This window comes from Nocardiopsis protaetiae (assembly GCF_045446735.1).
GTDB lineage: Bacteria > Actinomycetota > Actinomycetes > Streptosporangiales > Streptosporangiaceae > Nocardiopsis > Nocardiopsis protaetiae.
On the sequence record NZ_JBJJBV010000123.1, the window covers coordinates 1 to 18,579 of the forward strand.

22 protein-coding genes are annotated in these 18,579 nt (G+C 74.7%); 17 read left to right on the forward strand and 5 right to left on the reverse strand.

Annotated features, from left to right (window positions below):
* The 8 genes from ACJOT3_RS19065 to ACJOT3_RS19100 all read left to right on the forward strand — a co-directional run.
* The coding region (locus ACJOT3_RS19065; RefSeq protein WP_406974205.1) for a hypothetical protein at window positions 1-621 on the forward strand (621 nt) is incomplete at its 5' end.
* Window positions 618-1,562: a phosphotransferase family protein gene (locus ACJOT3_RS19070; RefSeq protein ID WP_406974206.1), complete on the forward strand. Its 945-nt coding sequence runs from the start codon at window positions 618-620 to the stop codon at window positions 1,560-1,562. The genes ACJOT3_RS19065 and ACJOT3_RS19070, both read left to right, overlap by 4 nt.
* A gap of 117 nt (window positions 1,563-1,679) precedes the next feature.
* The gene (locus tag ACJOT3_RS19075) at window positions 1,680-1,919 is read left to right on the forward strand and encodes a FitA-like ribbon-helix-helix domain-containing protein (RefSeq protein WP_406974207.1); all 240 of its coding nucleotides are present in this window, start codon (window positions 1,680-1,682) and stop codon (window positions 1,917-1,919) included.
* Window positions 1,912-2,313: a type II toxin-antitoxin system VapC family toxin gene (locus tag ACJOT3_RS19080; RefSeq protein WP_406974208.1), complete on the forward strand. Its 402-nt coding sequence runs from the start codon at window positions 1,912-1,914 to the stop codon at window positions 2,311-2,313. Before ACJOT3_RS19075 ends, ACJOT3_RS19080 begins: the two co-directional genes overlap by 8 nt.
* 101 nt (window positions 2,314-2,414) lie before the next feature.
* Entirely contained in the window at window positions 2,415-3,236 is an 822-nt protein-coding gene (locus tag ACJOT3_RS19085) for an alpha/beta fold hydrolase (protein ID WP_406974209.1), read from the forward strand.
* A 40-nt stretch (window positions 3,237-3,276) separates the two neighbouring features.
* Entirely contained in the window at window positions 3,277-3,438 is a 162-nt protein-coding gene (locus ACJOT3_RS19090) for a hypothetical protein (protein ID WP_406974210.1), read from the forward strand.
* Window positions 3,435-3,683: a hypothetical protein gene (locus ACJOT3_RS19095; RefSeq protein WP_406974211.1), complete on the forward strand. Its 249-nt coding sequence runs from the start codon at window positions 3,435-3,437 to the stop codon at window positions 3,681-3,683. The genes ACJOT3_RS19090 and ACJOT3_RS19095 overlap by 4 nt, the downstream gene beginning before the upstream one ends.
* 95 nt (window positions 3,684-3,778) lie before the next feature.
* Complete coding sequence (locus ACJOT3_RS19100; protein WP_406974212.1) at window positions 3,779-4,252, forward strand: carboxymuconolactone decarboxylase family protein; 474 nt, start codon at window positions 3,779-3,781, stop codon at window positions 4,250-4,252.
* Window positions 4,253-4,356: 104 nt separating this feature from the next.
* Here ACJOT3_RS19100 and ACJOT3_RS19105 read toward each other — a convergent pair whose 3' ends face one another.
* Entirely contained in the window at window positions 4,357-5,448 is a 1,092-nt protein-coding gene (locus ACJOT3_RS19105; RefSeq protein WP_406974213.1) for an LLM class flavin-dependent oxidoreductase, read from the reverse strand.
* 275 nt (window positions 5,449-5,723) lie between these two features.
* On the opposite strand from ACJOT3_RS19105, the gene ACJOT3_RS19110 reads away from it, so the two are divergent.
* From ACJOT3_RS19110 to ACJOT3_RS19130, 5 genes are all read left to right on the forward strand, one after another.
* Window positions 5,724-7,277 carry a GMC family oxidoreductase gene (locus ACJOT3_RS19110; protein WP_406974214.1) on the forward strand — a complete coding sequence of 518 codons (1,554 nt, stop codon included), beginning with the start codon at window positions 5,724-5,726 and terminating at the stop codon, window positions 7,275-7,277.
* A gap of 239 nt (window positions 7,278-7,516) precedes the next feature.
* Entirely contained in the window at window positions 7,517-7,765 is a 249-nt protein-coding gene (locus ACJOT3_RS19115) for a helix-turn-helix domain-containing protein (RefSeq protein ID WP_406974215.1), read from the forward strand.
* Window positions 7,766-7,889: 124 nt separating this feature from the next.
* Complete coding sequence (locus ACJOT3_RS19120) at window positions 7,890-8,570, forward strand: YceI family protein (RefSeq protein ID WP_406974216.1); 681 nt, start codon at window positions 7,890-7,892, stop codon at window positions 8,568-8,570.
* Between the two features lies 1 nt (window position 8,571).
* Window positions 8,572-9,102: a sigma-70 family RNA polymerase sigma factor gene (locus ACJOT3_RS19125; protein ID WP_406974217.1), complete on the forward strand. Its 531-nt coding sequence runs from the start codon at window positions 8,572-8,574 to the stop codon at window positions 9,100-9,102.
* Window positions 9,099-9,869, forward strand: a complete 771-nt coding sequence (locus tag ACJOT3_RS19130) for an anti-sigma factor family protein (protein ID WP_406974218.1) — start codon at window positions 9,099-9,101, stop codon at window positions 9,867-9,869. Before ACJOT3_RS19125 ends, ACJOT3_RS19130 begins: the two co-directional genes overlap by 4 nt.
* 30 nt (window positions 9,870-9,899) lie before the next feature.
* Here the strand turns inward: ACJOT3_RS19130 and ACJOT3_RS19135 are convergent, their stop codons facing one another.
* Both ACJOT3_RS19135 and ACJOT3_RS19140 read right to left on the reverse strand, forming a co-directional pair.
* Window positions 9,900-11,252 carry a TIGR01777 family oxidoreductase gene (locus tag ACJOT3_RS19135; protein WP_406974219.1) on the reverse strand — a complete coding sequence of 451 codons (1,353 nt, stop codon included), beginning with the start codon at window positions 11,250-11,252 and terminating at the stop codon, window positions 9,900-9,902.
* A gap of 112 nt (window positions 11,253-11,364) precedes the next feature.
* Window positions 11,365-12,138: an alpha/beta hydrolase gene (locus tag ACJOT3_RS19140; protein WP_406974220.1), complete on the reverse strand. Its 774-nt coding sequence runs from the start codon at window positions 12,136-12,138 to the stop codon at window positions 11,365-11,367.
* Between the two features lie 154 nt (window positions 12,139-12,292).
* Here ACJOT3_RS19140 and ACJOT3_RS19145 point away from each other — a divergent pair, with 154 nt between their 5' ends.
* Window positions 12,293-12,805: a TspO/MBR family protein gene (locus tag ACJOT3_RS19145; protein ID WP_406974221.1), complete on the forward strand. Its 513-nt coding sequence runs from the start codon at window positions 12,293-12,295 to the stop codon at window positions 12,803-12,805.
* Between the two features lie 260 nt (window positions 12,806-13,065).
* Window positions 13,066-14,244, forward strand: a complete 1,179-nt coding sequence (locus tag ACJOT3_RS19150) for a saccharopine dehydrogenase family protein (RefSeq protein ID WP_406974222.1) — start codon at window positions 13,066-13,068, stop codon at window positions 14,242-14,244.
* A 31-nt stretch (window positions 14,245-14,275) separates the two neighbouring features.
* Here ACJOT3_RS19150 and ACJOT3_RS19155 read toward each other — a convergent pair whose 3' ends face one another.
* Window positions 14,276-15,082: a sulfite exporter TauE/SafE family protein gene (locus ACJOT3_RS19155; protein ID WP_406974223.1), complete on the reverse strand. Its 807-nt coding sequence runs from the start codon at window positions 15,080-15,082 to the stop codon at window positions 14,276-14,278.
* Window positions 15,083-15,250: 168 nt separating this feature from the next.
* Here ACJOT3_RS19155 and ACJOT3_RS19160 point away from each other — a divergent pair, with 168 nt between their 5' ends.
* Entirely contained in the window at window positions 15,251-15,886 is a 636-nt protein-coding gene (locus ACJOT3_RS19160; protein ID WP_406974224.1) for a histidine phosphatase family protein, read from the forward strand.
* A gap of 116 nt (window positions 15,887-16,002) precedes the next feature.
* On the opposite strand, the gene aroQ is transcribed toward ACJOT3_RS19160, so the two are convergent.
* Entirely contained in the window at window positions 16,003-16,476 is a 474-nt protein-coding gene (gene aroQ / locus ACJOT3_RS19165; protein WP_406974225.1) for a type II 3-dehydroquinate dehydratase, read from the reverse strand.
* A gap of 140 nt (window positions 16,477-16,616) precedes the next feature.
* Here aroQ and ACJOT3_RS19170 point away from each other — a divergent pair, with 140 nt between their 5' ends.
* Entirely contained in the window at window positions 16,617-18,425 is a 1,809-nt protein-coding gene (locus ACJOT3_RS19170) for an acyl-CoA dehydrogenase (protein ID WP_406974226.1), read from the forward strand.
* The last annotated feature ends 154 nt before the right edge of the window (window positions 18,426-18,579 follow it).

Here is an 18,579-nt window from a genome sequence, read left to right on the forward strand (position 1 = left end):
CCGCCGCCCGACACGAGAGCACCGATGCTGCCCACCGCGCCCGCGCCCATCGCCTCCTGGTCCTGGGAGGTCTCCTCCGGCACCGACGACCTCACCCTCACCGACGCCTGCACCCGGCTGCACACCGCCGCCGACGTGCTGGCCGGCGAGGGGCTGTGCACCCCGCGCACCCTGCGGGTGTCCTGGCTGCGCCCCGGCGAGGGGTACTCGGGGTTCGCCTCGGTCATGGACATCGACCCGGCCGCGGAGTTCACCGCCGCCGCCATGGCCGGACTGGTTCCTGTGGGCCGCCCGGCGGGGCTCCCCGACGCCGAACCCCAGGCGCTCACCCTGGCGGGGCCGGGCACCTGGATCGACGCCGCCGGCGAGGAGCGCCGCACCCACGGGCTGGTGGACGCCACCGTGTACCTGGCGCCGTGGTTCCTGGAGGTCACCGTGGGGGTGCGGCACGACGTCTGGCTGCGCTCCGACTTCTCCGGCCGGCCCCACCCGCAGGTGTACCGGCGCAACGCCCCGCGGCTGGCCGCCGCCCTGGAGGGGGTCGAGAAGGCCCTCGGCCTGGAGACCTCCCCGGGCGAGCCGACCCCGCACGGCGTCCCCGACAAGTACGGCATCTCGTGACCGCGCCGGTGCACAGCCGCACCCCGCTGTCGGGCGGCACCTACAACACGGTGCACCTGCTCGCCCACACCGACGGCACCGAGACCGTCCTCAAGACCGAACCACCGACCGCGCAGCCGCGCCTGTCCTACGAGCACCGGCTGCTGCACACCGAGGCGCGGTTCTACGACCTGGCCCGGCCGCTCCTGGGCGCGCTCGTCCCCGAGCCCCTGGACCTGGAGTCCCTGCCCGGGGAGCCGGAGCGGTACCGGCTGCTCCTCACCCGGCTGCCGGGCACCCCGCTGGAGGAGGTGCGCGCGGGGCTGTCCCCGACCGGGCTGGCCGCCGTGCGCCGCGCGCTGGGCGGGGCCCTGGCCCCGCTGCACACGCTCACCGGCACCGCGTTCGGGTACCCGGAGCGCCCGGGCCTGGCGGCGGCCACCTGGCCCGACGCGTTCACGGCCATGGTCGGGGCGCTGCTCGCCGACGCCGACCGCACCGGGGTCGTGCTCCCCTGGGACCCGGACCGCGTCCGCGGCCTGGTCGGCGCCCACCGCGGCCTGCTGGCGAAGGTGGACGCCCCCGCCCTCGTGCACTTCGACCTGTGGGACGGCAACATCCTCGTGGACGGAGCGCCCGGCGCTCCCGCCCTGAGCGGGGTCATCGACGCCGAACGCGCCTTCTGGGGCGACCCGGCCGCCGACCTGGTGTCCCTCGCCCTGTTCGGCGACATCCGCGCGGACACCGCGTTCCTGGAGGGGTACCGCGCCGCGGGCGCGACCCTGGAGTTCACCCCGGACCTGCTGCGCCGCCTGGCCCTGTACCGGACGTACCTGCACCTGATCATGTACATCGAACCCGCCACCCGTGGCGTCCCGGCCGACCGCGCCGACCGCCTGCGCGCCTTCCTGCGCCCCCTCCTGGACGCCGACCTCACCGCCCTGGCCCACCCGCTCCCGTGAACCCCGGGCGCCGGCTCCCCGGCGGCCCCGAGGCCGGCCGGCGACGAATCCGTCAATGATTCCCACCGTTCAGCATGCGTTGCATGCATTGCGTGCTAGCGTCTTCTTATGACGAACGTGAGTATCAGAGACGTCCCGGAAGAAGTCGTCAACAAAGTCCGCAGCCACGCCGCCGGCCAGGGCAAAAGCCTTCAAGCCTACGTCCGCGAGCTCCTGGAACGAGACGCCCGGACCACTCCCGCCGACCACCAGGGCACCCGAGGGACACGTCTGGTGCGGCGTCTACAGGCCCTTGAGCAGCGATCCGAGTACGCCCACATGAGCACGGATGAGTACCTGGAGCTGATCCGTGGCTGACACACTGATCGACTCCTGTGTCCTCATCGACGTCATCAAGGAGGACCCCCTATGGGGCGGGTGGTCTGCGACCGCACTCACGGAAGCCGCCGACACCGGTCGCGTGGTCGTCAACCAGCTGGTGTACGCCGAGGTATCCCTGTCCCTGGCGAACCCCGACCAGTTGAGCGCCGCCCTCGACGACCTGGTGGACCGTGAGGACCTGCCGTGGAAGGCGGCCGAACTCGCGGCGGCCGCACACGCCGAATACCGCAGGCGGGGAGGGGCCAAGACTTCACCCATGCCGGACTTCTACATCGGCGCACACGCGGCTGTGCGCGGATATCGGCTGCTGACGCGCAACAGGAAAGACTTCGCGAGCTACTTTCCCGGCTTGGACATCGTCGCCCCCTGAGACCGGTCGGCCGGAAGCGGCACGGATCCCCGCACCGGCGCGGTTTCTGCGATCATCGGGACCGGACCGCACACCCCGGCGAGACGACGCGAGGAGTACCCGTGACCCTGCGAACCCCCGTCCCCGACGGCGTCCACGTGTGGGAGGCCGCCGGGCCGCCCCGGGCGCTGGTCCAGCTCCAGCACGGGTACACCGAGTACTCCGAGCGGTTCGTGACCGCGCACGGCGGGCTCATCCCGCACCTGGTGGAGCTCGGCTTCGAGGTGTGGGCGCAGGACATGGAGGGGCACGGGGACTCCCCCGGCCGCCCCGGGGCGCCGGACGTGCGCCGGGCGGTGGTCGACCACGTGCTGACCCGCCGCCGCATGCGCGAGCGGGGCCTGCCGGTGCTGCTGTTCGGGCACTCCCTGGGCGGGCTGGTGACGGCGGGTTCGGTCACCGTCGAGCCGGAGGGTGTGGCCGGTGCGGTGCTGACCGCCCCGGCGCTGGTGCCGGTCCCGCCGCGGCCGGTGGTGGGGGCGCTGAACCTGCTGGGCCTGCTGCTGCCCGCGGTCCCGGCGCCGCTGCCCCAGGACGGCCCGGCGCGGATCAGCAGGGACGCCAAGCACCTGGCGGCGGCCGAGCTCGACCCGCGCCTGTTCCGGGGCCGGATGCCGATGCGGACGGCGGCGAGCGCGCTGGAGGTCAACGCGGGGATCCGCCGCCGGATCGCGCACTGGCGCACCCCGTGCCTGGTGGTGCACGGGACGGACGACAACGTGACCGACGCCGAGCAGAGCCGCCGGTTCGTGGACGCCCTGCCGGTCAAGGACAAGGAGTTCCACCCGGTGGCGGACGGCTACCACGAGCTGCTGCACGACACCGCGGGCGCCCGGGTCCTGGAGCTGGTCACCGGCTGGCTGGACCGGCGCGCCCGCCGCTGAGGCCCGCCGTCGGGCGGCGCGCGGCCCGGAGACGGAGGGCGTGCTCGAACTGCGGCGCGGGCGCGGCGCCGTCATCGTCAAGGCGCCCGCCCCCGACTCCGACCACGTCCGTTCCACCCTGGCCGCGTTCGTCGCGGCGGTCCGCGAGGCCGGGCTCAGCCCCGAGGCCGCGACCACGCTCCTCAAGGAGGCGTTGCAATGACCCTGCCGCACACCCCGGCCGTCCAACCGCGCCGCCTGGTCGCGGTCGGTCCTGCCGCCCGCGGTGGCCTCGGCCCTGATCCTGGCCGCCTGCGCCGGGGCGGCCGCGTCGGCCTGGTCCTGCGCCGGGGTGAGGCCCTGATGGTGGAGCGCTCGGGCGGCCGGTCGTTCGTCGTCACCGTCGACGACGCCGCCACCGCGGCCGCCCTGCTCAACACCATGGCCGAACGCGCCCGCACCCGCTGATCGACGGGCTTCCCACCCGGCGATGTCACAGATCGCGGTCCCGTCCTGTCTTAGAGGACGACAGACACACCACGGGCGACGACAAGGAGCACGCCATGGAAGCCCGTCTGAACCTCTTCGGCAACCAGGTCGCAGGCAAGGTCCTCAAACACCTCATCGCGGCGGGCAAGGCCGCCGGAGAGACGTCACTGCCCGACAGCACCCGGGAGCTGGCGGTGCTGCGCGCCAGCCAGATCAACGGCTGCGGCTACTGCGTCGACATGCACACCAAGGACGCCGCGCACGCGGGCGAGACCTCCCTCCGCCTGAACCTGGTGGCGGCCTGGCGCGAGGCGACGGTGTTCACCGACGCCGAGCGGGCCGCCCTGGAGCTGGCCGAGCACAGCACCCGCATCGCGGACGCCGCCGGGGGCGTGCCCGACGAGGTGTGGGACAACGCCGCCAAGCACTTCACGGAGGAGGAGCTGACGGCGCTGGTGGCGGCCCTGTCCATCATCAACGCGTTCAACCGGCTGAACGTCATCACGCAGCAGCCCGCGGGCGGCTACCGCCCCGGCATGTTCGGCTGATCCGAGCCGAACTCGGGGCGCACCCGAAGCGCACCCGAGCCGAACGCGGGGCCCGCTCCCGAGGACCGGTTCACGGCCGGGGGCGGGCCCCGTCGGCGTCCCCCTCACGCGGCGGCGGCCGCCGGGCGCAGGACCGGGTCCAGTCCGCCGGCTCCGAGTTCGGCCTGGACCAGCGGCCCGACCTCGGTGCCGAACAGTTCGATGGCGCGCAAAATGTCCTTCTGCGGCACCCCGCCCATGTCCACGTGGATGTACTGGCGCACGTGCCCCCAGTGCGCGTGCAGCTCGATGATGCGTTCGGCGATCTCCTCGGGCCCGCCGACGAAGAGCGCCCCGCCCGGGGCGGTGTCCCGGTCGTAGGCGGCGCGCGAGGGTGCGATGAACCCGCGCTGGCCGCCCACGGTCATCATGAAGTCGTGCCAGTGCGGCCACCAGGTCTCCCGGGCCCGCCCGCCGTCGGGGGCGATGAACCCGGGCGAGCCCAGCATGACGAGCCGGCGCTCGGGCGGGGTGCCCGCCTCCTCCGAGGCCCGCCGGTACAGCTCGGCCAGCGGAACGCCGCGGTAGGCGCTGCCGCCCAGGAACCCGGTGGCCAGCGGCAGCCCCAGCCGGGCCGCCCGCAGGATCGAACGCGGGTTGCCGCCCACCCCCAGCCAGAGCGGGATCGGCCCCCGCTCCGCCCGCGGCGGGATGTACTCGCCGTTCAGCGGGGACCGGGTGGTCCCGGACCAGACCACGTGGTCGGACTCGTTGATCCTCATCAGCAGGTCGAGCTTTTCGGAGAAGAGCGTGTCGTAGTCGGCCAGGGAGTACCCGAACAGCGGGAACGACTCCACCGAGGACCCCCGGCCGGCGATGATCTCGGCCCGCCCGCGCGAGATGGCGTCGACGGTGGAGAACTGCTCGTAGACGCGGACCGGGTCGTCGGTGCCCAGGACGGTCACCGCGCTGGAGAGTTTGATGCGCCGCGTGGTCATGGCCGCGGCGGCCAGCACGGGGGCGGCGGCCGAGCCGGGGAATTCGGGTGTGTGGTGCTCGCCCAGGCCGAACCAGTCCAGGCCGACCTGGTCGGCGAGGGTGATCGCCTCGACCAGGTTCCGGATGGCCTGGGCCTCGGAGATCCGGTGCCCGGTGTTCGGGTCGGTGCTGGCGTCGCCGAAGGCGCCGATGCCGAGTTCCATGCGGGTCCATCCCATCGTCGAAGAGGTCGTTCGCCGTGCTCAGAGGGCATCCCGGGGCCGCGGAACAAGAACCGGGGCCCGGGGGTCGTCCCCCATCTCAAGAAGTTTGCTGTACAAATCATTGTTTTCACAAACGACTTGATGCAGTGAGCCCAACCACCCGTGGAACGGGTTCATTCCGCCGCGGCGCCGGAGAAAGTCCCTTGTTCTGCGAGCCGAACGCTCGGAAGCGGGTACATTCCCGGCGCCGCACGGTTCCCCGGCGGCGCCCCGGCCACTGGGAAGAGACCATGCAGCACGAGAACGCCCCCGAGCGCACCGGCACCGACACGGGTGCCGACTACATCGTGGTGGGCACCGGCCCGGGCGGTTCCCCGGTGATCCGGCGGCTGATCGACGCCGGCCACCGGGTGACCGTCCTGGAGGCGGGGCCCACCGACGCCCGGCCCGAGATCGACGACCCGCGTGCCACGTTCGCCCTGTTCGGCACGGAGGTCGACTGGGGGCTGCTCACCGAACCGCAGCAGCACCTGGGCGACCGTGTCCTGTACCTGCCGCGCGGCCGGACCCTGGGCGGGACCAGCGCGATCAACGGCATGGTCTACGTCCGCGGAGCGGCCGCCGACTTCGACGCCTGGGAGGCCGCCGGGGCCGTCGGCTGGGCCTGGAAGGACGTGGAGCCGTACTTCCGCCGGTTGGAGGACTTCGGCCCCGAACCCGGCCCCGAGCGCGGGACCGGCGGCCCGCTCCCCGTCCGGCGCAACCCCGACCCCGACCCCGCCGCGGCGGCGTTCGTCGCGGCGGCCGCGGGGGCCGGGCACCCGGTCAACGACGACTACAACGACGGGGAGAGCCTGGGCGCGAGCATCACCCAGGCCACCCTGGTGGACGGCGCGCGGGTCACGGCCTGGCGGGCCTACGTGGCGCCGGTCCTGGGCTCGCCTCTGCTGACCGTGGTCACCGAGGCGCACGTGACCCGTGTGCTCATCGAGGACGGCCGAGCCGTCGGCGTGGAGTACCGCGGCCGGGACGGAGAGGTCCACACGGTGCGGGCCCGGCGCGAAGTGGTCCTGGCCGCCGGGGTGTTCGGCACCCCGCAGATCCTCCTGCTCTCGGGCGTGGGCCCCGCCGCCCACCTGCACGAACACGGCATCACCCGGGTCGTCGACCTGCCCGGTGTCGGCGAGAACCTGCGCGACCACGCGGTCGTCCCGGTGGTCTGGGAGCGCTCCGGGCCGACACCCGAGGCGCCGGTGATCGGCGTGGAGGCGCAGCTCGTCCACGAGGGGTCGGAGAACGCGATGATCGTCCCGGACCGGCAGACCATGGTCATCCCCTACGTCTACTCGACCCTCCAGGAGGGGCTGCCCGACTCGGGGTTCACGACGGTCGCGGCCGTGCTGCACCCGTACAGCACCGGGACGGTGCGGCTGCGCTCGGCCGACCCCGCCGACCCGCCGCGGATCGACCCGGGGCTGCTGTCCGACCCCAGGGACGTGGAGGCACTCATGGAAGAAGTGGCGATGCTGCGCGAGCTGGGGCGGCGCCCGGAACTGGCGGCGCACGTGGCCGCGGAGGTGCACCCGGGCGGGGCCGACCTGCGGGAGTACGTGCACGCGGCGGCCGACGCCGGACACCACCAGGTGGGCACCGCGCGCATGGGCGCCGACGCCCTGGCCGTGGTCGATCCGCGCCTGCGGGTGCGCGGTGTGGCGGGGCTGCGCGTCGCGGACGCGTCGGTCATGCCGTTCACCCCGGCGGCCAACACCGCGGGTCCGACCTTCATGATCGGCGAGCGCGCCGCCGCCTTCCTCCTGGAGGAGCCCGCCGCGGACACGGACTGACCCCGGGCACGGGCCGCCCCCGAGCGGGACCCGGCGCCGGGCGCGGCCGACGGCCGGCAGCATGGCACCCCTTGCCTGATATATCGACTTTCGATAGTTTTTTATCGTTGCTCGATTGAGGGGGAGCTCATGGAAGACCCGGCCGCGCCTGTGTCCCGCGTCCTTTCCGGTACGGCGTTCGGTATCGTCGGCAGCGCCCGGGCCACCCGGACGCAGGCGGAACCGAAAGAGGTCGTGTGATGCCGATCGTCGTCGACATCGACGTGATGCTGGCCCGGCGCAAGATGTCCGTGGGCGAGCTGGCCGAGCGCGTCGGCATCACCCCCGCCAACCTCGCCGTCCTCAAGAACGGCCGGGCCAAGGCCGTGCGGTTCACGACCCTGGACGCCCTCTGCGAGGCCCTGGACTGCCAGCCCGGCGACCTGCTGCGCCACGAGCCCGGCGCGGCCGGGGAGCCCGACGGCCTGGAGGCGGCCGCCGCCGAGTGACACCGTTCATATCCCCTCATGTCCCCCCGCGTTGAACCGGAAGCCCCCCGGCCCCGTTTCCCCGGGTAAGGGGTCGGACGCACCGGGTGCGGACGGCCGGTGATCCACGGACCCGAGGGGGACCATGCGAACCGGAACGAAGATCGCGATCGGGGCGGGCACGGCCGCCGTCGTACTGGGCGGGGCGGCCCTGGTGTTCGGCCCCGGCCTGTACGCCGACCTGAACGCGGACCGGGCGGACGCGGCGCCCACCGTCGACTCCCCCGGTGTGAGCGACGTGACCGACGTGGCCGGGTTCAACGGCGACTGGACCGTCGCCGAGGGCGAGTCCTACGCCGGGTACCGGGTGGACGAGGTGCTCCAGGGCCGGGACGTCACCGTCACCGGCCGCACCCCGGACGTGACCGGAACCGTCTCCGTCGCGGACGGGACGGTCACCGCCGCTGAGATCACCGTGGACATGACCACGGTCGCCACCGACAGCGGCGCCCGCGACGAGTACTTCCGCGGCACCGCCCTGAACACCGGCGAGCACCCCACCTCCACGTTCGTCCTCACCGAACCGGTGGCCGTGGAGCCCGGCACCGAGTCCGTGGCGCTGGTCGGCGACCTCACCGTCCACGGGGTCACGCAGGCGGTGACCCTGGACGCGCAGGTCGGCCTCACCGACACCGGCGCACGGGTCGCCGGGAGCGTCCCCGTCACCTTCGCCGACTTCGGCGTCCAGGCCCCCGACCTGGGCTTCGTGTCCGTGGAGGAGGCCGGGGAGGTCGAGTTCCTCCTCGATCTCGTGCAGAATCCGTAACGTGGCCACGGACCCGCCCGGCGGCCGCGCCGGACCCTCGGACGACCTGCTCACCGCGCTGCACGCGGCGCACGCCGACAGGCTGCACCGGTACGTGCTGCGGCTGACCGGCGACGTCCCCCTGGCCCAGGACGTCGTCCAGGAGACCCTGCTGCGCGCCTGGCGCCGCCCCGACGTCATGGCCAGGGAGGAGGGCGCCGTGCGCGCCTGGCTGTACACGGTCGCCCGCAACCTGGTGGTCGACGAGATGCGCAGCGCCCGGCACGGCCGCGAGTTCTCCACCGACCGGCCGCCGGAGAACCCGCAGGCCGACCGCAGCCAGGCGGTGCTGGACGCGTGGCTGGTCGCGGACGCCCTGTCCGCGCTGTCCGCCGAGCACCGGGCCGTGGTCGTGGGCGCGTACTACCGCGGCCGGTCGGTGGAGGAGCTGGCCGCCGAGCTGCGGATCCCGGCGGGGACGGTCAAGTCCCGCCTGCACTACGCCCTGCGCGCCATGCGCCTGGCCCTCCAGGAGAAAGGAGTCTCACCATGACCTCCCCGGTGGCGGGCGGGGGCGACCCGTACCGCGAATGGGACGGCGCGTACGTCCTGGGCGCGCTGAACCCGCGGGAGCGCCGCGAGTTCGAGGAGCACCTGCTCCTCTGCGACTCCTGCCGGGCGGCCGTCACGGAGCTGGCCGGCCTGCCCGGGCTGCTGGGCGCGGTCCCTGTGGAGGAGGCCCTGGCCCTGGGCGCGGCGGACGACCCGGCCGCGCCCCGTGCGCCGGAGGCCGTCCCGTTGGCGTCGGTGGCCGCGGCGGCCCGGCGGCGCCGGACCCGTGGGCGGGCGCTGCTGGCGTCGGTGGCGGCCGGTGCGCTCCTGGTGGCGGGGGCGGGCGGCTGGGTCATGGGGCGGACGGCGCCGGAGCCCGCCCCGCCGGTCGCACAGGAACCGCAGGGACCTCGGGACCCGCAGGCCCCTCAGGCACCACAGGTTCCGCAGACCCCGCAGACCGTGGAGCTGCGCCCGGTGGGCGAGGTCGAGCTGTGGGCGTCGGTCACCGTCACCCCCACGGCCTGGGGGACCCGGTTCGACTGGACCTGCGACTACCCGGCCACCGGCGGGACCGACGACATCGTGTACACGCTCGTCCTGGTGGACGACGAGGGCGCGCGGTCGACCGCGGCCACATGGTCGTGGAGCGAGTCCGGGTCGCCCTCGGGGCTGGGCGCCTCCACGGCGCTGCCCCTGGACCGGATCGACAGCGTCGAGATCGGCCTGGCGGACACCCGGGACACGCTGGCCTCCGGCAAGGTGTGAGCGGCGGGCCGGGGCCTGGGCAGGTCCCGGTCAGACCGGGCCGGTGCGGCCGAACAGGTGGGCCAGCGCCCCGTCCAAGTACGGGTACCGGAACCGGTGCCCCGCCGCCACCAGGCGGGTGGGCACCACCCGCTGGTCCGCCAGCGCCACCTCGTCCGCGCCCTCCCGGCCCAGCAGGACCGACGGCGCCCAGCCCGGGACCGGGAGCAGCGCCGGGCGGCGCAGGGTGCGGGCGAGCAGCCGCGCGTGGTCGGCGCCGCGCACCGGGTAGGGGGTCACCCCGTTGACCGGGCCCGCCAGGTCCTCGTCGAGGATCGCGCGCAGGTAGATGTCGGACAGGTCGTCGGCGCCGATCCACGACAGCCACTGCCGCCCGTGGCCGAGCCGGCCGCCCAGCCCCGCCGCGAACAGCGGGTACTGGAGCCCCAGCACCCCGCCCGCCGGGGTCTGCACGATGCCGGTGCGCACCTGCACGCACCGCACCCCCGCGGCGGCGGCCGGGGCGGCGGCCGCCTCCCAGTCGGCGACCAGGTCGGCCAGGAATCCGGTGCCGCGCGGGCTGTCCTCGGTGAGCACCTCGTCGCCGCGCTCGGGCCCGTAGTAGCCGATCGCCGAGGCCGTGACGAACGCGCGCAGGCCGCCCTCCCCGGCCCGGGCCGCGGCGAGTTCGGCCAGCGCCCGGGTGGGTCCGACGCGGCTGGCGCGCAGAGCGTCCTTGTGCTTGTCGGTGAAGCGGCCCAGCAGGGGCTCCCCCGCCAGGTGCACCAGGGCGTCCACCCCGTCGAGCAGGTCGGGGGCGGGGGCGTCGGGGTCCCAGCGGCGTTCGTCGGCGCCCTGCGGGTCGCGGCGCACCAGCCGGACCACCCGGTGCCCGGAGGTGGTGAGCAGCGCGCACAGGTTGCGGCCCACCAGCCCGCCCGACCCGGTGACGGCGACGGTCACCTCCCGGTCCGACCAGGCGCGGGAGCGGTCCAGGGCGGCCAGGTCGTCGGCGAGCTGGGCGTGCCGGTAGGCGAACATCGGCCGCAGCGCGGCCTCGGGCACCGAGGTGGCGACCCGGTCGACGACCCGGGTGCCGCCGTCCTCGGTCTCCTCGAAGTCGTGGGCGTGCGTCCACGACAGCACCGCCGACAGCGGCGGGCCGACCAGCCGGTCGGCGAAGCGGCGGGGCGGGTCGTAGCGTTCGGGCAGGTGGGCGGCGGTCCAGCGGACCCCGCCCGGGAAGGTCAGCACCGCCACCCCGTCGCGCAGGGAGTCGGCCTCGGCGGTGAGCCGGACCGGCTGCCAGGGCGGGCTCAGGCGCGCGAACGCCCCCGGCCGTCCGTGCCAGTCGAACACCTCGTCCCGTGGTGCGGGCACCTCACTCGCATACCGGAAGACCATGCCCCTCCTCGCGTTGTCGGCTCGCCGCCTGTGGCCACGCTAGCGCGGCAGCGGCCGCAGTCCAGGGGACGGGCCGGACAACACCGGATCCCCGCGGATTCCCGGCCCCCGCTCAGTCCTCCGCGAGGAACGCGGTCATGGTCTCGGCCAGGGCGCGGTGGGCGTCCGCGTCCGTGATCCGGGCGGTCCCGTCCCCCGACTGCGGGCCGTAGGCGCCGAACTGGGCGTGGTTCATGCCGTCGATCTCCACCAGCTCCGCGTTCGCGGGCAGGTGGGGGCGGTTGGCGGTGACCGTCGCCGGGTCGGACAGGGCGTCCCGGCTGCCGGAGACCGACAGCACCCGCAGGTCGTCGCGTTCGGCCAGGTCGGCGCCCTCGGTGGCGTAGGCGCCCCACAGCACCAGCCCGGCCAGTGTCAGGTCCGGGTCGCCGCCGGCGTGGGCGGCGGCCATGGCCCCGCCCAGGGAGTGCCCGCCCAGGTACCAGCGGTCCACGCCCTCGCCGTGGGCGGCCGCGGCGGCGTCGGCGCGGTCCGGGGCCAGGACCGCGAAGTTGAGGGGCATCCGGGGGATGACCACGGTGACCCCGGCGGCGTCGGCGATCGGCGCCCAGGGCGCGGCGTAGGCCTCGGCCTCCACCCGGGCGCCGGGGTAGAACACCACTCCGGTCCCGTCCCCGCCGTCGGCGGGGGTCAGGACGACGGCGTCGTCGGCGATCTCGATGTGCACGCCGCGCAGGGAGAAGGCCTCCCCCAGGGGCTCGGGCTCGGCGCGGTACGCGTTCAGGCCCCAGGCGGCGAACCCGCCGACCGCCGCGGCCAGGAGGGCGAGGACGACCGCGATCGCGATGAGCACCCGGCGGCGGGCGGTACCGGGACGGGCGCTCACCGGCGCGCCCCCGTCCCGGTGCCGGGGAGGGGGGTCGTTTCGGGGAGGTGCACCGCACCTCGTGGATTTATCACGAAAACCAAGATACTTTCCCGTTAGGACTTCCGGTGACGGGACCCCGCCACCGGCACGCGACGGAGCACGGGGGACGACCATGGGGGCCACCGCACACCACGACGCGCATCCGGGGCGCTCGGTCCCGGCCCAGGCCGCCGCACTGGCGGTCCTGCTGGCCGCGGCCTTCGGCAGCGCCCTGATCGGGGTCCTGGCCAGCCCCGACACGGCGGGCGAGTACGCGCGCCTGACCCGGCCCGACTGGGCGCCGCCCTCCTCGGTGTTCGGCCCGGTGTGGACGGTGCTGTACGCCGCCATCGCGGTGTCGGGCTGGCTGGTGTGGCGGCGCGGGGGCCTGCGCGGCACCGCCCTGGCGCTCTTCGCCGGGCAGCTCGTGCTCAACGCCCTGTGGACGCCGCTGTTCTTCGCCGCCGGGCTGCGCGGCACCGCCCTGGTGGACATCGTGCTGCTCCTGGCGCTGATCACCGCGACGATCGCGGTCTTCTCCCGCACCTCGCGCGCGGCCGCCCTGCTGCTGGTGCCGTACTGGGCGTGGGTGGCGTTCGCGACCGCGCTCAACGCCGCCGTCTGGTGGCTCAACAGGGGCGCCTGAGCCCGGGCGGGCCGGCACACCCGCACCCGTCTCCGGCAGGGCTTAGCCGCCGTGGACAAGCCGCCGTGTCCCGGCCCCGGCCGCCCGCGGACGACACCTGCCGAAGCCTGCGCGAGTCGGTGAGCACGAGCCGGGCCCCGGCCGCCCGCGGGCGACACCCTCCTCAACCGGGCGGCGCGGGTTCGGGTGGGTCGGTGGGCGGGATCCGAGGCTCCGCTGCCAGACTGGGCGGCGCAACCGACCGATCCCGGGGAGTCACGGTGGAACGCGATCACGACCTCGTCCTGTTCGGCGCGACCGGCTACACCGGCGGGCTGACCGCCGAATACCTGGCCGCGCACCTGCCCGCCGGAACCCGGTGGGCGCTGGCCGGCCGCAACCGGGACAAGCTCGCCGCGCTGCGCGAGCGCCTGGCCGCGCAGTCCCCCGGCACCCCGCTGCCCGACCTGCTGGTCGCCGACGTCGACGACGCGGAGTCCGTGCGCGCCCTGGCCGCGTCGGCGCGGGCCGTCATCTCCACCGTGGGACCCTACTCCGTCCACGGCGCGCCGCTGGTCGCGGCCTGCGCCGCCGAGGGCACCGACTACCTGGACCTGTGCGGTGAGCCGGAGTTCGTGGACCGCATGTACGTGGAGCACCAGGCCGCCGCCGTGGCGAGCGGGGCGCGGATCGTGCACGCCTGCGGGTTCGACTCGGTCCCGCACGACCTGGGCGCGTGGTTCACCGTGCAGCGGCTGCCCGAGGGGGTGCCGCTGCACGTCGAGGGGTTCGTGCGGGCCAAGGGCACCCCGTCCGGCGGAACGCTCCACTCGCTGCTGGGCGCGTTCGCCGAACCCGGCCGGACCCTGGCCGCGGCCCGGGAGCGGCGCCTGCACGAGGAGCCGCCCGCCGGGCGGCGGGTGCGCGTGGACCGGCGGGGCGTGCCGCGCACCCGGCTGGCCCGCGGGTGGACGCTGCCGATTCCCTCCCTGGACCCGCAGGTGGTGGTGCGTTCGGCCGCCGCCTCGGAGCGGTACGGGCCGGACTTCACGTACGGCCACTACGCGGCGTTCCTGCGGCCGACCAGCGCGGCCGCGGCGGTCGCGGGGGCGGGCGGGCTACTGGCGGCGGCGCAGGTGCCCGCGCTGCGCGAGCGGCTGCTGGCGCTGCGCGCCCCCGGCGAGGGGCCCACCCCCGAGCAGTTGGCGGAGGGCTGGTTCACGGTGCACTTCGCGGGCCGGGGCGGCGGGCGCCGCGTGTACACGCGGGTGTCGGGGCCCGAGCCCGGGTACGCCGGGACGTCGGTCATGCTCGCGGAGTCGGCGCTGTGCCTGCTGCACGACGACCTGCCCGCGACCCGCGGTCAGGTGACCCCGGCGACGGCCATGGGCAACGCGCTCATCGAACGGCTGCGGGCGGCCGGGTTCGGGTTCGAGGTGCTGGACGTGGTGGAGGACTGAGGCGGCTCAGGCGAAGGGCCGGGCCGCCGGCTCAGACCAGCAGCACCGCCACCAGGGCCAGCACCAGCAGGACCACGAACGCGACGGCGTGCACCCGGTCCGGGACCCGCGCCACATGGCGGCGGGCCACCGCGATGGCGGGCAGCGAACCGGCCAGCAGCAGCCCCGCGGCGACCAGGTCGACCGACCCGGCGTACCCCTGGCCCGCCCCCGCCCCGCCGGTGCCCAGCAGCGCGTAGACCGCGGTCCCGGCCAGGGCGACCGGCAGGCTGAGCGGGTTGGCCATGGCGGTGGCCTCCAGCATGGGCAGCCCCCGGCGGCGCAGCAGCGGGACGGTCATGACGCTGCCGCCCACCCCCAGGAACCCGGTCACCGCGCCGATCCCCGCCCCGACCGCCGGGGTGGCCCCGGGGCCCAGGGGGCGCGGCGCCTCGCCGGTGGGGCGGTCCAGGAACCCCTTGCGCAGCAGGCTGTCTGCGATGGCCACCACCAGGTAGGCGACGAACAGCACGTGCTGCACCCCGCCCCCGGCCAGGGTGGCGGCCCACGCCCCGGCGGCGCCGCCCAGGCCGATGTAGGCGGCCAGCGGCCACAGGTGTTCGCGGCGCAGCCGCCCGGCCCGGTACTGGGCGCGGGTGGCGACCGCGGAGTTGACGATCATGACGGCCGTGGAGGTCGCCACGGCCACCGCCATGGCGTCCGTGCCCGGCTCGCCCCGGGCCAGGGTGAAGGCGTAGACGACCGGCACGGTGACGAACCCGCCGCCGAAGCCGAAGGCGACCGTGGTGAGGCCGCTCAGGCAGCCCAGGGCCAGGAGCAGGAGCAAGGAGGTGAGCACCCGACCCACGGTACGGAGGGGGCGGATTCCCGCGGGCGCCGGGGTGGGCCGCCGTCCGGGCAGCGGAGCGGGTACCGAGGGCGGGCGGCACCGGGTGGGAGGCCCCGGGTGGGCGGACCGCCGGGGGCGGGCGGCGGGTGTCCGGAGGCCCACTCGTACTCTGGGGCGATGCCGAGCATCTACCTCATCCGCCACGGCAAGGCATCGCCGGAGGCGGAGGACTACGACGAGTTGAGTCCCACCGGATACGAACAGGCGCGACTGCTGGGCGCCGAGCTCAAGCGCCGCGACCTGCGCCCGGGCCCCGTGCTGTCGGGGTCGCTGCGCAGGCAGCGCCAGACCGCGGCGGCCGCCCTGGCCGAGGCCGGGATCGACGCCGAGCCGGTGGTCGACGAACGCTGGAACGAGTACGAGCACCTGGAACTGCTGACCCGGCACCCCATCGCCGAGGGCACCCTCCAGGAGCGGTTGGACGCCGGGCTGTCGGCGTGGATCGCCGCCGGGGGCACCGGCCCGGGCAGCTGGGAGGCGTTCCGCGGCGGGGTGCGGGCCGCGCTGGACGACGCGGTCGCCGGGGTGGGCCGGGGAGAGACGGCGCTGGTGTTCACGTCGGCGGGGGTGATCGCGACGGTGTGCGCGGCGCTGCTGCGGGCCCCCGCGCACGGATTCCTGGAGCTGAACCGGATCGTGGTGAACGGGTCGGTCACCAAGGTGATGCACGGGCGCGGCGGCACCCGGCTGCTGTCGTTCAACGACCACGCGCACCTGGAGCAGGGCGGGGTGGGGCTGATGACCTTCCGCTGAGGCGTGGTGGTCCGCGCATCCGTGCGCCCGGGGAAAACCGACCGGTCGGTACCCTCGGGCGCGCGGATGCGCGGATACGCGGATACGCGGGGGTGAGCGCGGGCGCGGGCCGGGCCTCAGCCCAGGGTGCCGCGTTCGGCCGCCCGCCCCAGGACCGCGCGCAGCCCCAGCTCGTAGCCGAGCACCCCGCACCCGGCGATGTACCCGGCGACCACCGGGGCGGTGACCGAGGTGTGCCGGAACTCCTCGCGGGCGTACACGTTGGAGATGTGCACCTCCACCACGGGCGCCTCGATGGCGTCCACGGCGTCGCGCAGCGCGATGCTGTAGTGGGCGTACGCGCCCGGGTTCATCACCACGCCGGCCCAGCCGCGGGCGGCGTGCAGCCGGTCGACCAGCTCCCCCTCGCCGTTGCTCTGCGCGCAGACCACCTCCACGCCCAGCTCCTTGCCGAGTTCGGCCACCCGGGCCTCGACCTCGGCGAGGGTGGTGGTGCCGTACTGGGCGGGGTCGCGGGTGCCGAGCAGGTTGAGGTTGGGCCCGTTGAGCAGCAGGACGGTGCGGGACGGGTCGGCGACGGGAGTGGACACGGCGCTCCTTGGCGAGGGCGGTCGGATGTGCACGCCCAGCCTAGAACTCTCCGGATCCCCGGTGACCCCGGTCACGCGTTCGGCTCCCCGGACGGGTACCATACCGACCAGTCGGTCAATCACTCCGAGGAGGCGACCCCGTGGCGTCCACCCTGCTGTCCGCGCGCGACCTGCGATTCCTGCTCTACGAATGGCTCGACGCCGAGGCCCTCACCCGGCGCCCCCACTACGCCGACCACTCCCGCGAGACCCTCGACGGCGCCCTCGAACTGGCCGAACGCGTCGCCACCGACCACTTCGCCCCGCACAACAAGGCCAACGACGCCAACGAGCCGCACTTCGACGGCGAACGCGTCCACGTCATCCCCGAGGTCAAGAAGGCCCTGGAGGTCCTGGCCGAGACCGGCCTCAACGCGCTCGGCCTGCCCGCCTCCGTCGGCGGCGGCCAGCTCCCCCACGTGGTGGCCAGCGCGTGCAGCGCCTGGTTCCAGGCCGCCAACCTGGGCTCCTCCGCCTACCCGTTCCTCACCGTCGGCAACGCCCGTCTGCTGCTCGCCCACGGCACCCCCGAGCAGGTCGACACGTATGTGCGGCCCATGGTGGAGGGCCGGTTCACCGGCACCATGTGCCTGTCCGAGCCGCAGGCCGGCAGCTCCCTGGCCGACATCACCACCCGCGCCCAGGACGCCGGGGACGGCACCTACCGGCTGTTCGGCAACAAGATGTGGATCTCGGCGGGCGACCACGAGCTCACCGAGAACATCGTCCACCTGGTGCTCGCCAAGATCCCCGGCGGGCCGCCCGGGGTCAAGGGCATCTCGCTGTTCATCGTGCCCAAGTACCTGGTGGACCCGGACGGGTCGATCGGTGAGCGCAACGACGTCGTGCCCGCGGGCCTCAACCACAAGATGGGCTACCGCGGCACCGTCAACGCGCTGCTCAACTTCGGTGAGGGTCGGCACACCCCGGGCGGGGAGCCGGGCGCGGTCGGATACCTGGTGGGCGAGCCGCACCAGGGGCTGCGGTACATGTTCCACATGATGAACGGCGCCCGGATCGGGGTGGGCGCGGGTGCCACCGCCGTCGGCTACACCGGGTACCTGAAGTCGCTGGCGTACGCGCGCGAACGCCTCCAGGGGCGCCCGCTCGGCGACAAGGACCCGTCGCGGCCGCCGGTGCCGATCATCGAGCACACGGACGTGCGGCGGATGCTGCTGGCGCAGAAGAGCTACGTGGAGGGGGCGCTGGCCCTGGTCCTGTACTGCGCCCGGCTGGTCGACGAGACCGTCGACAACGACGACGCGGCGGCGCGCGAGCGGGCCGACGCCCTGCTGGACGTGCTCACCCCCATTGTGAAGAGCTGGCCCTCGCAGTGGTGCCTGGAGGCCAACAGCCTGGCGATCCAGGTGCACGGCGGGTACGGGTACACGCGCGAGTACGACGTGGAGCAGCACTACCGGGACAACCGGCTCAACGCGATCCACGAGGGAACGCACGGGATCCAGGCGCTGGACCTGCTGGGGCGCAAGGCGGTGCAGGGCGGCGGGGCCGGGCTGGGGCTGCTGGTGGAGACGGCGCGGGCCACCTCGGCGCGGGCGCGTGGGCTGGGCGGGGCGGAGGCGGAGTTCGCGGACCTGCTGGACACGGCTCTGGAGCGGATGGTGCAGACCACCGCGGCGGCCTGGGCGAACGGCGACCCGGCGGAGGCTCTGGCCAACGCGACCCCGTACCTGGAGGCGGTCGGGCACGTGGTGGTGGCGTGGATGTGGCTGGAGCAGCTGGTGGCGGCGCACGGGAAGGAGGACGCGGCGGGCGAGGCGTTCTACGCGGGCAAGCGGGCCGCGGCGGCGTACTTCTTCCGGCACGAGCTGCCGCGCACGGGTCCGCAGTTCGACCTGGTGGCGTCGCGGGACCGGACGGTGCTGGACACTCCGGCGGAGGCGCTCTGACGTGTGGTGAGGGGGCGGGTGCCGGGGTCCGGTTCCCGCCCTTTCGCATGCGGTGAAAGAAACACCGCTGTGTAGCCGTTAGGGAGTTTCCCCGGAAACGATTTGCCCTCTGCTTTCGGCGAAGGCCCCGCCCCTCTGGCCGCTCTGTCCATCT

Bases quoted from the DNA above. Each gene is read 5' to 3' on its own strand.
- ACJOT3_RS19100 (WP_406974212.1), top strand. From the start codon at position 3,779: ATGGAAGCCCGTCTGAACCTCTTCGGCAACCAGGTCGCAGGCAAGGTC.
- ACJOT3_RS19135 (WP_406974219.1), bottom strand. From the start codon at position 11,252: ATGGTCTTCCGGTATGCGAGTGAGGTGCCCGCACCACGGGACGAGGTG.
- ACJOT3_RS19105 (WP_406974213.1), bottom strand. From the start codon at position 5,448: ATGGGATGGACCCGCATGGAACTCGGCATCGGCGCCTTCGGCGACGCC.
- ACJOT3_RS19120 (WP_406974216.1), top strand. From the start codon at position 7,890: ATGCGAACCGGAACGAAGATCGCGATCGGGGCGGGCACGGCCGCCGTC.
- ACJOT3_RS19130 (WP_406974218.1), top strand. From the start codon at position 9,099: ATGACCTCCCCGGTGGCGGGCGGGGGCGACCCGTACCGCGAATGGGAC.
- ACJOT3_RS19110 (WP_406974214.1), top strand. From the start codon at position 5,724: ATGCAGCACGAGAACGCCCCCGAGCGCACCGGCACCGACACGGGTGCC.
- ACJOT3_RS19115 (WP_406974215.1), top strand. From the start codon at position 7,517: ATGCCGATCGTCGTCGACATCGACGTGATGCTGGCCCGGCGCAAGATG.
- ACJOT3_RS19095 (WP_406974211.1), top strand. From the start codon at position 3,435: ATGACCCTGCCGCACACCCCGGCCGTCCAACCGCGCCGCCTGGTCGCG.
- ACJOT3_RS19160 (WP_406974224.1), top strand. From the start codon at position 15,251: ATGCCGAGCATCTACCTCATCCGCCACGGCAAGGCATCGCCGGAGGCG.
- ACJOT3_RS19145 (WP_406974221.1), top strand. From the start codon at position 12,293: ATGGGGGCCACCGCACACCACGACGCGCATCCGGGGCGCTCGGTCCCG.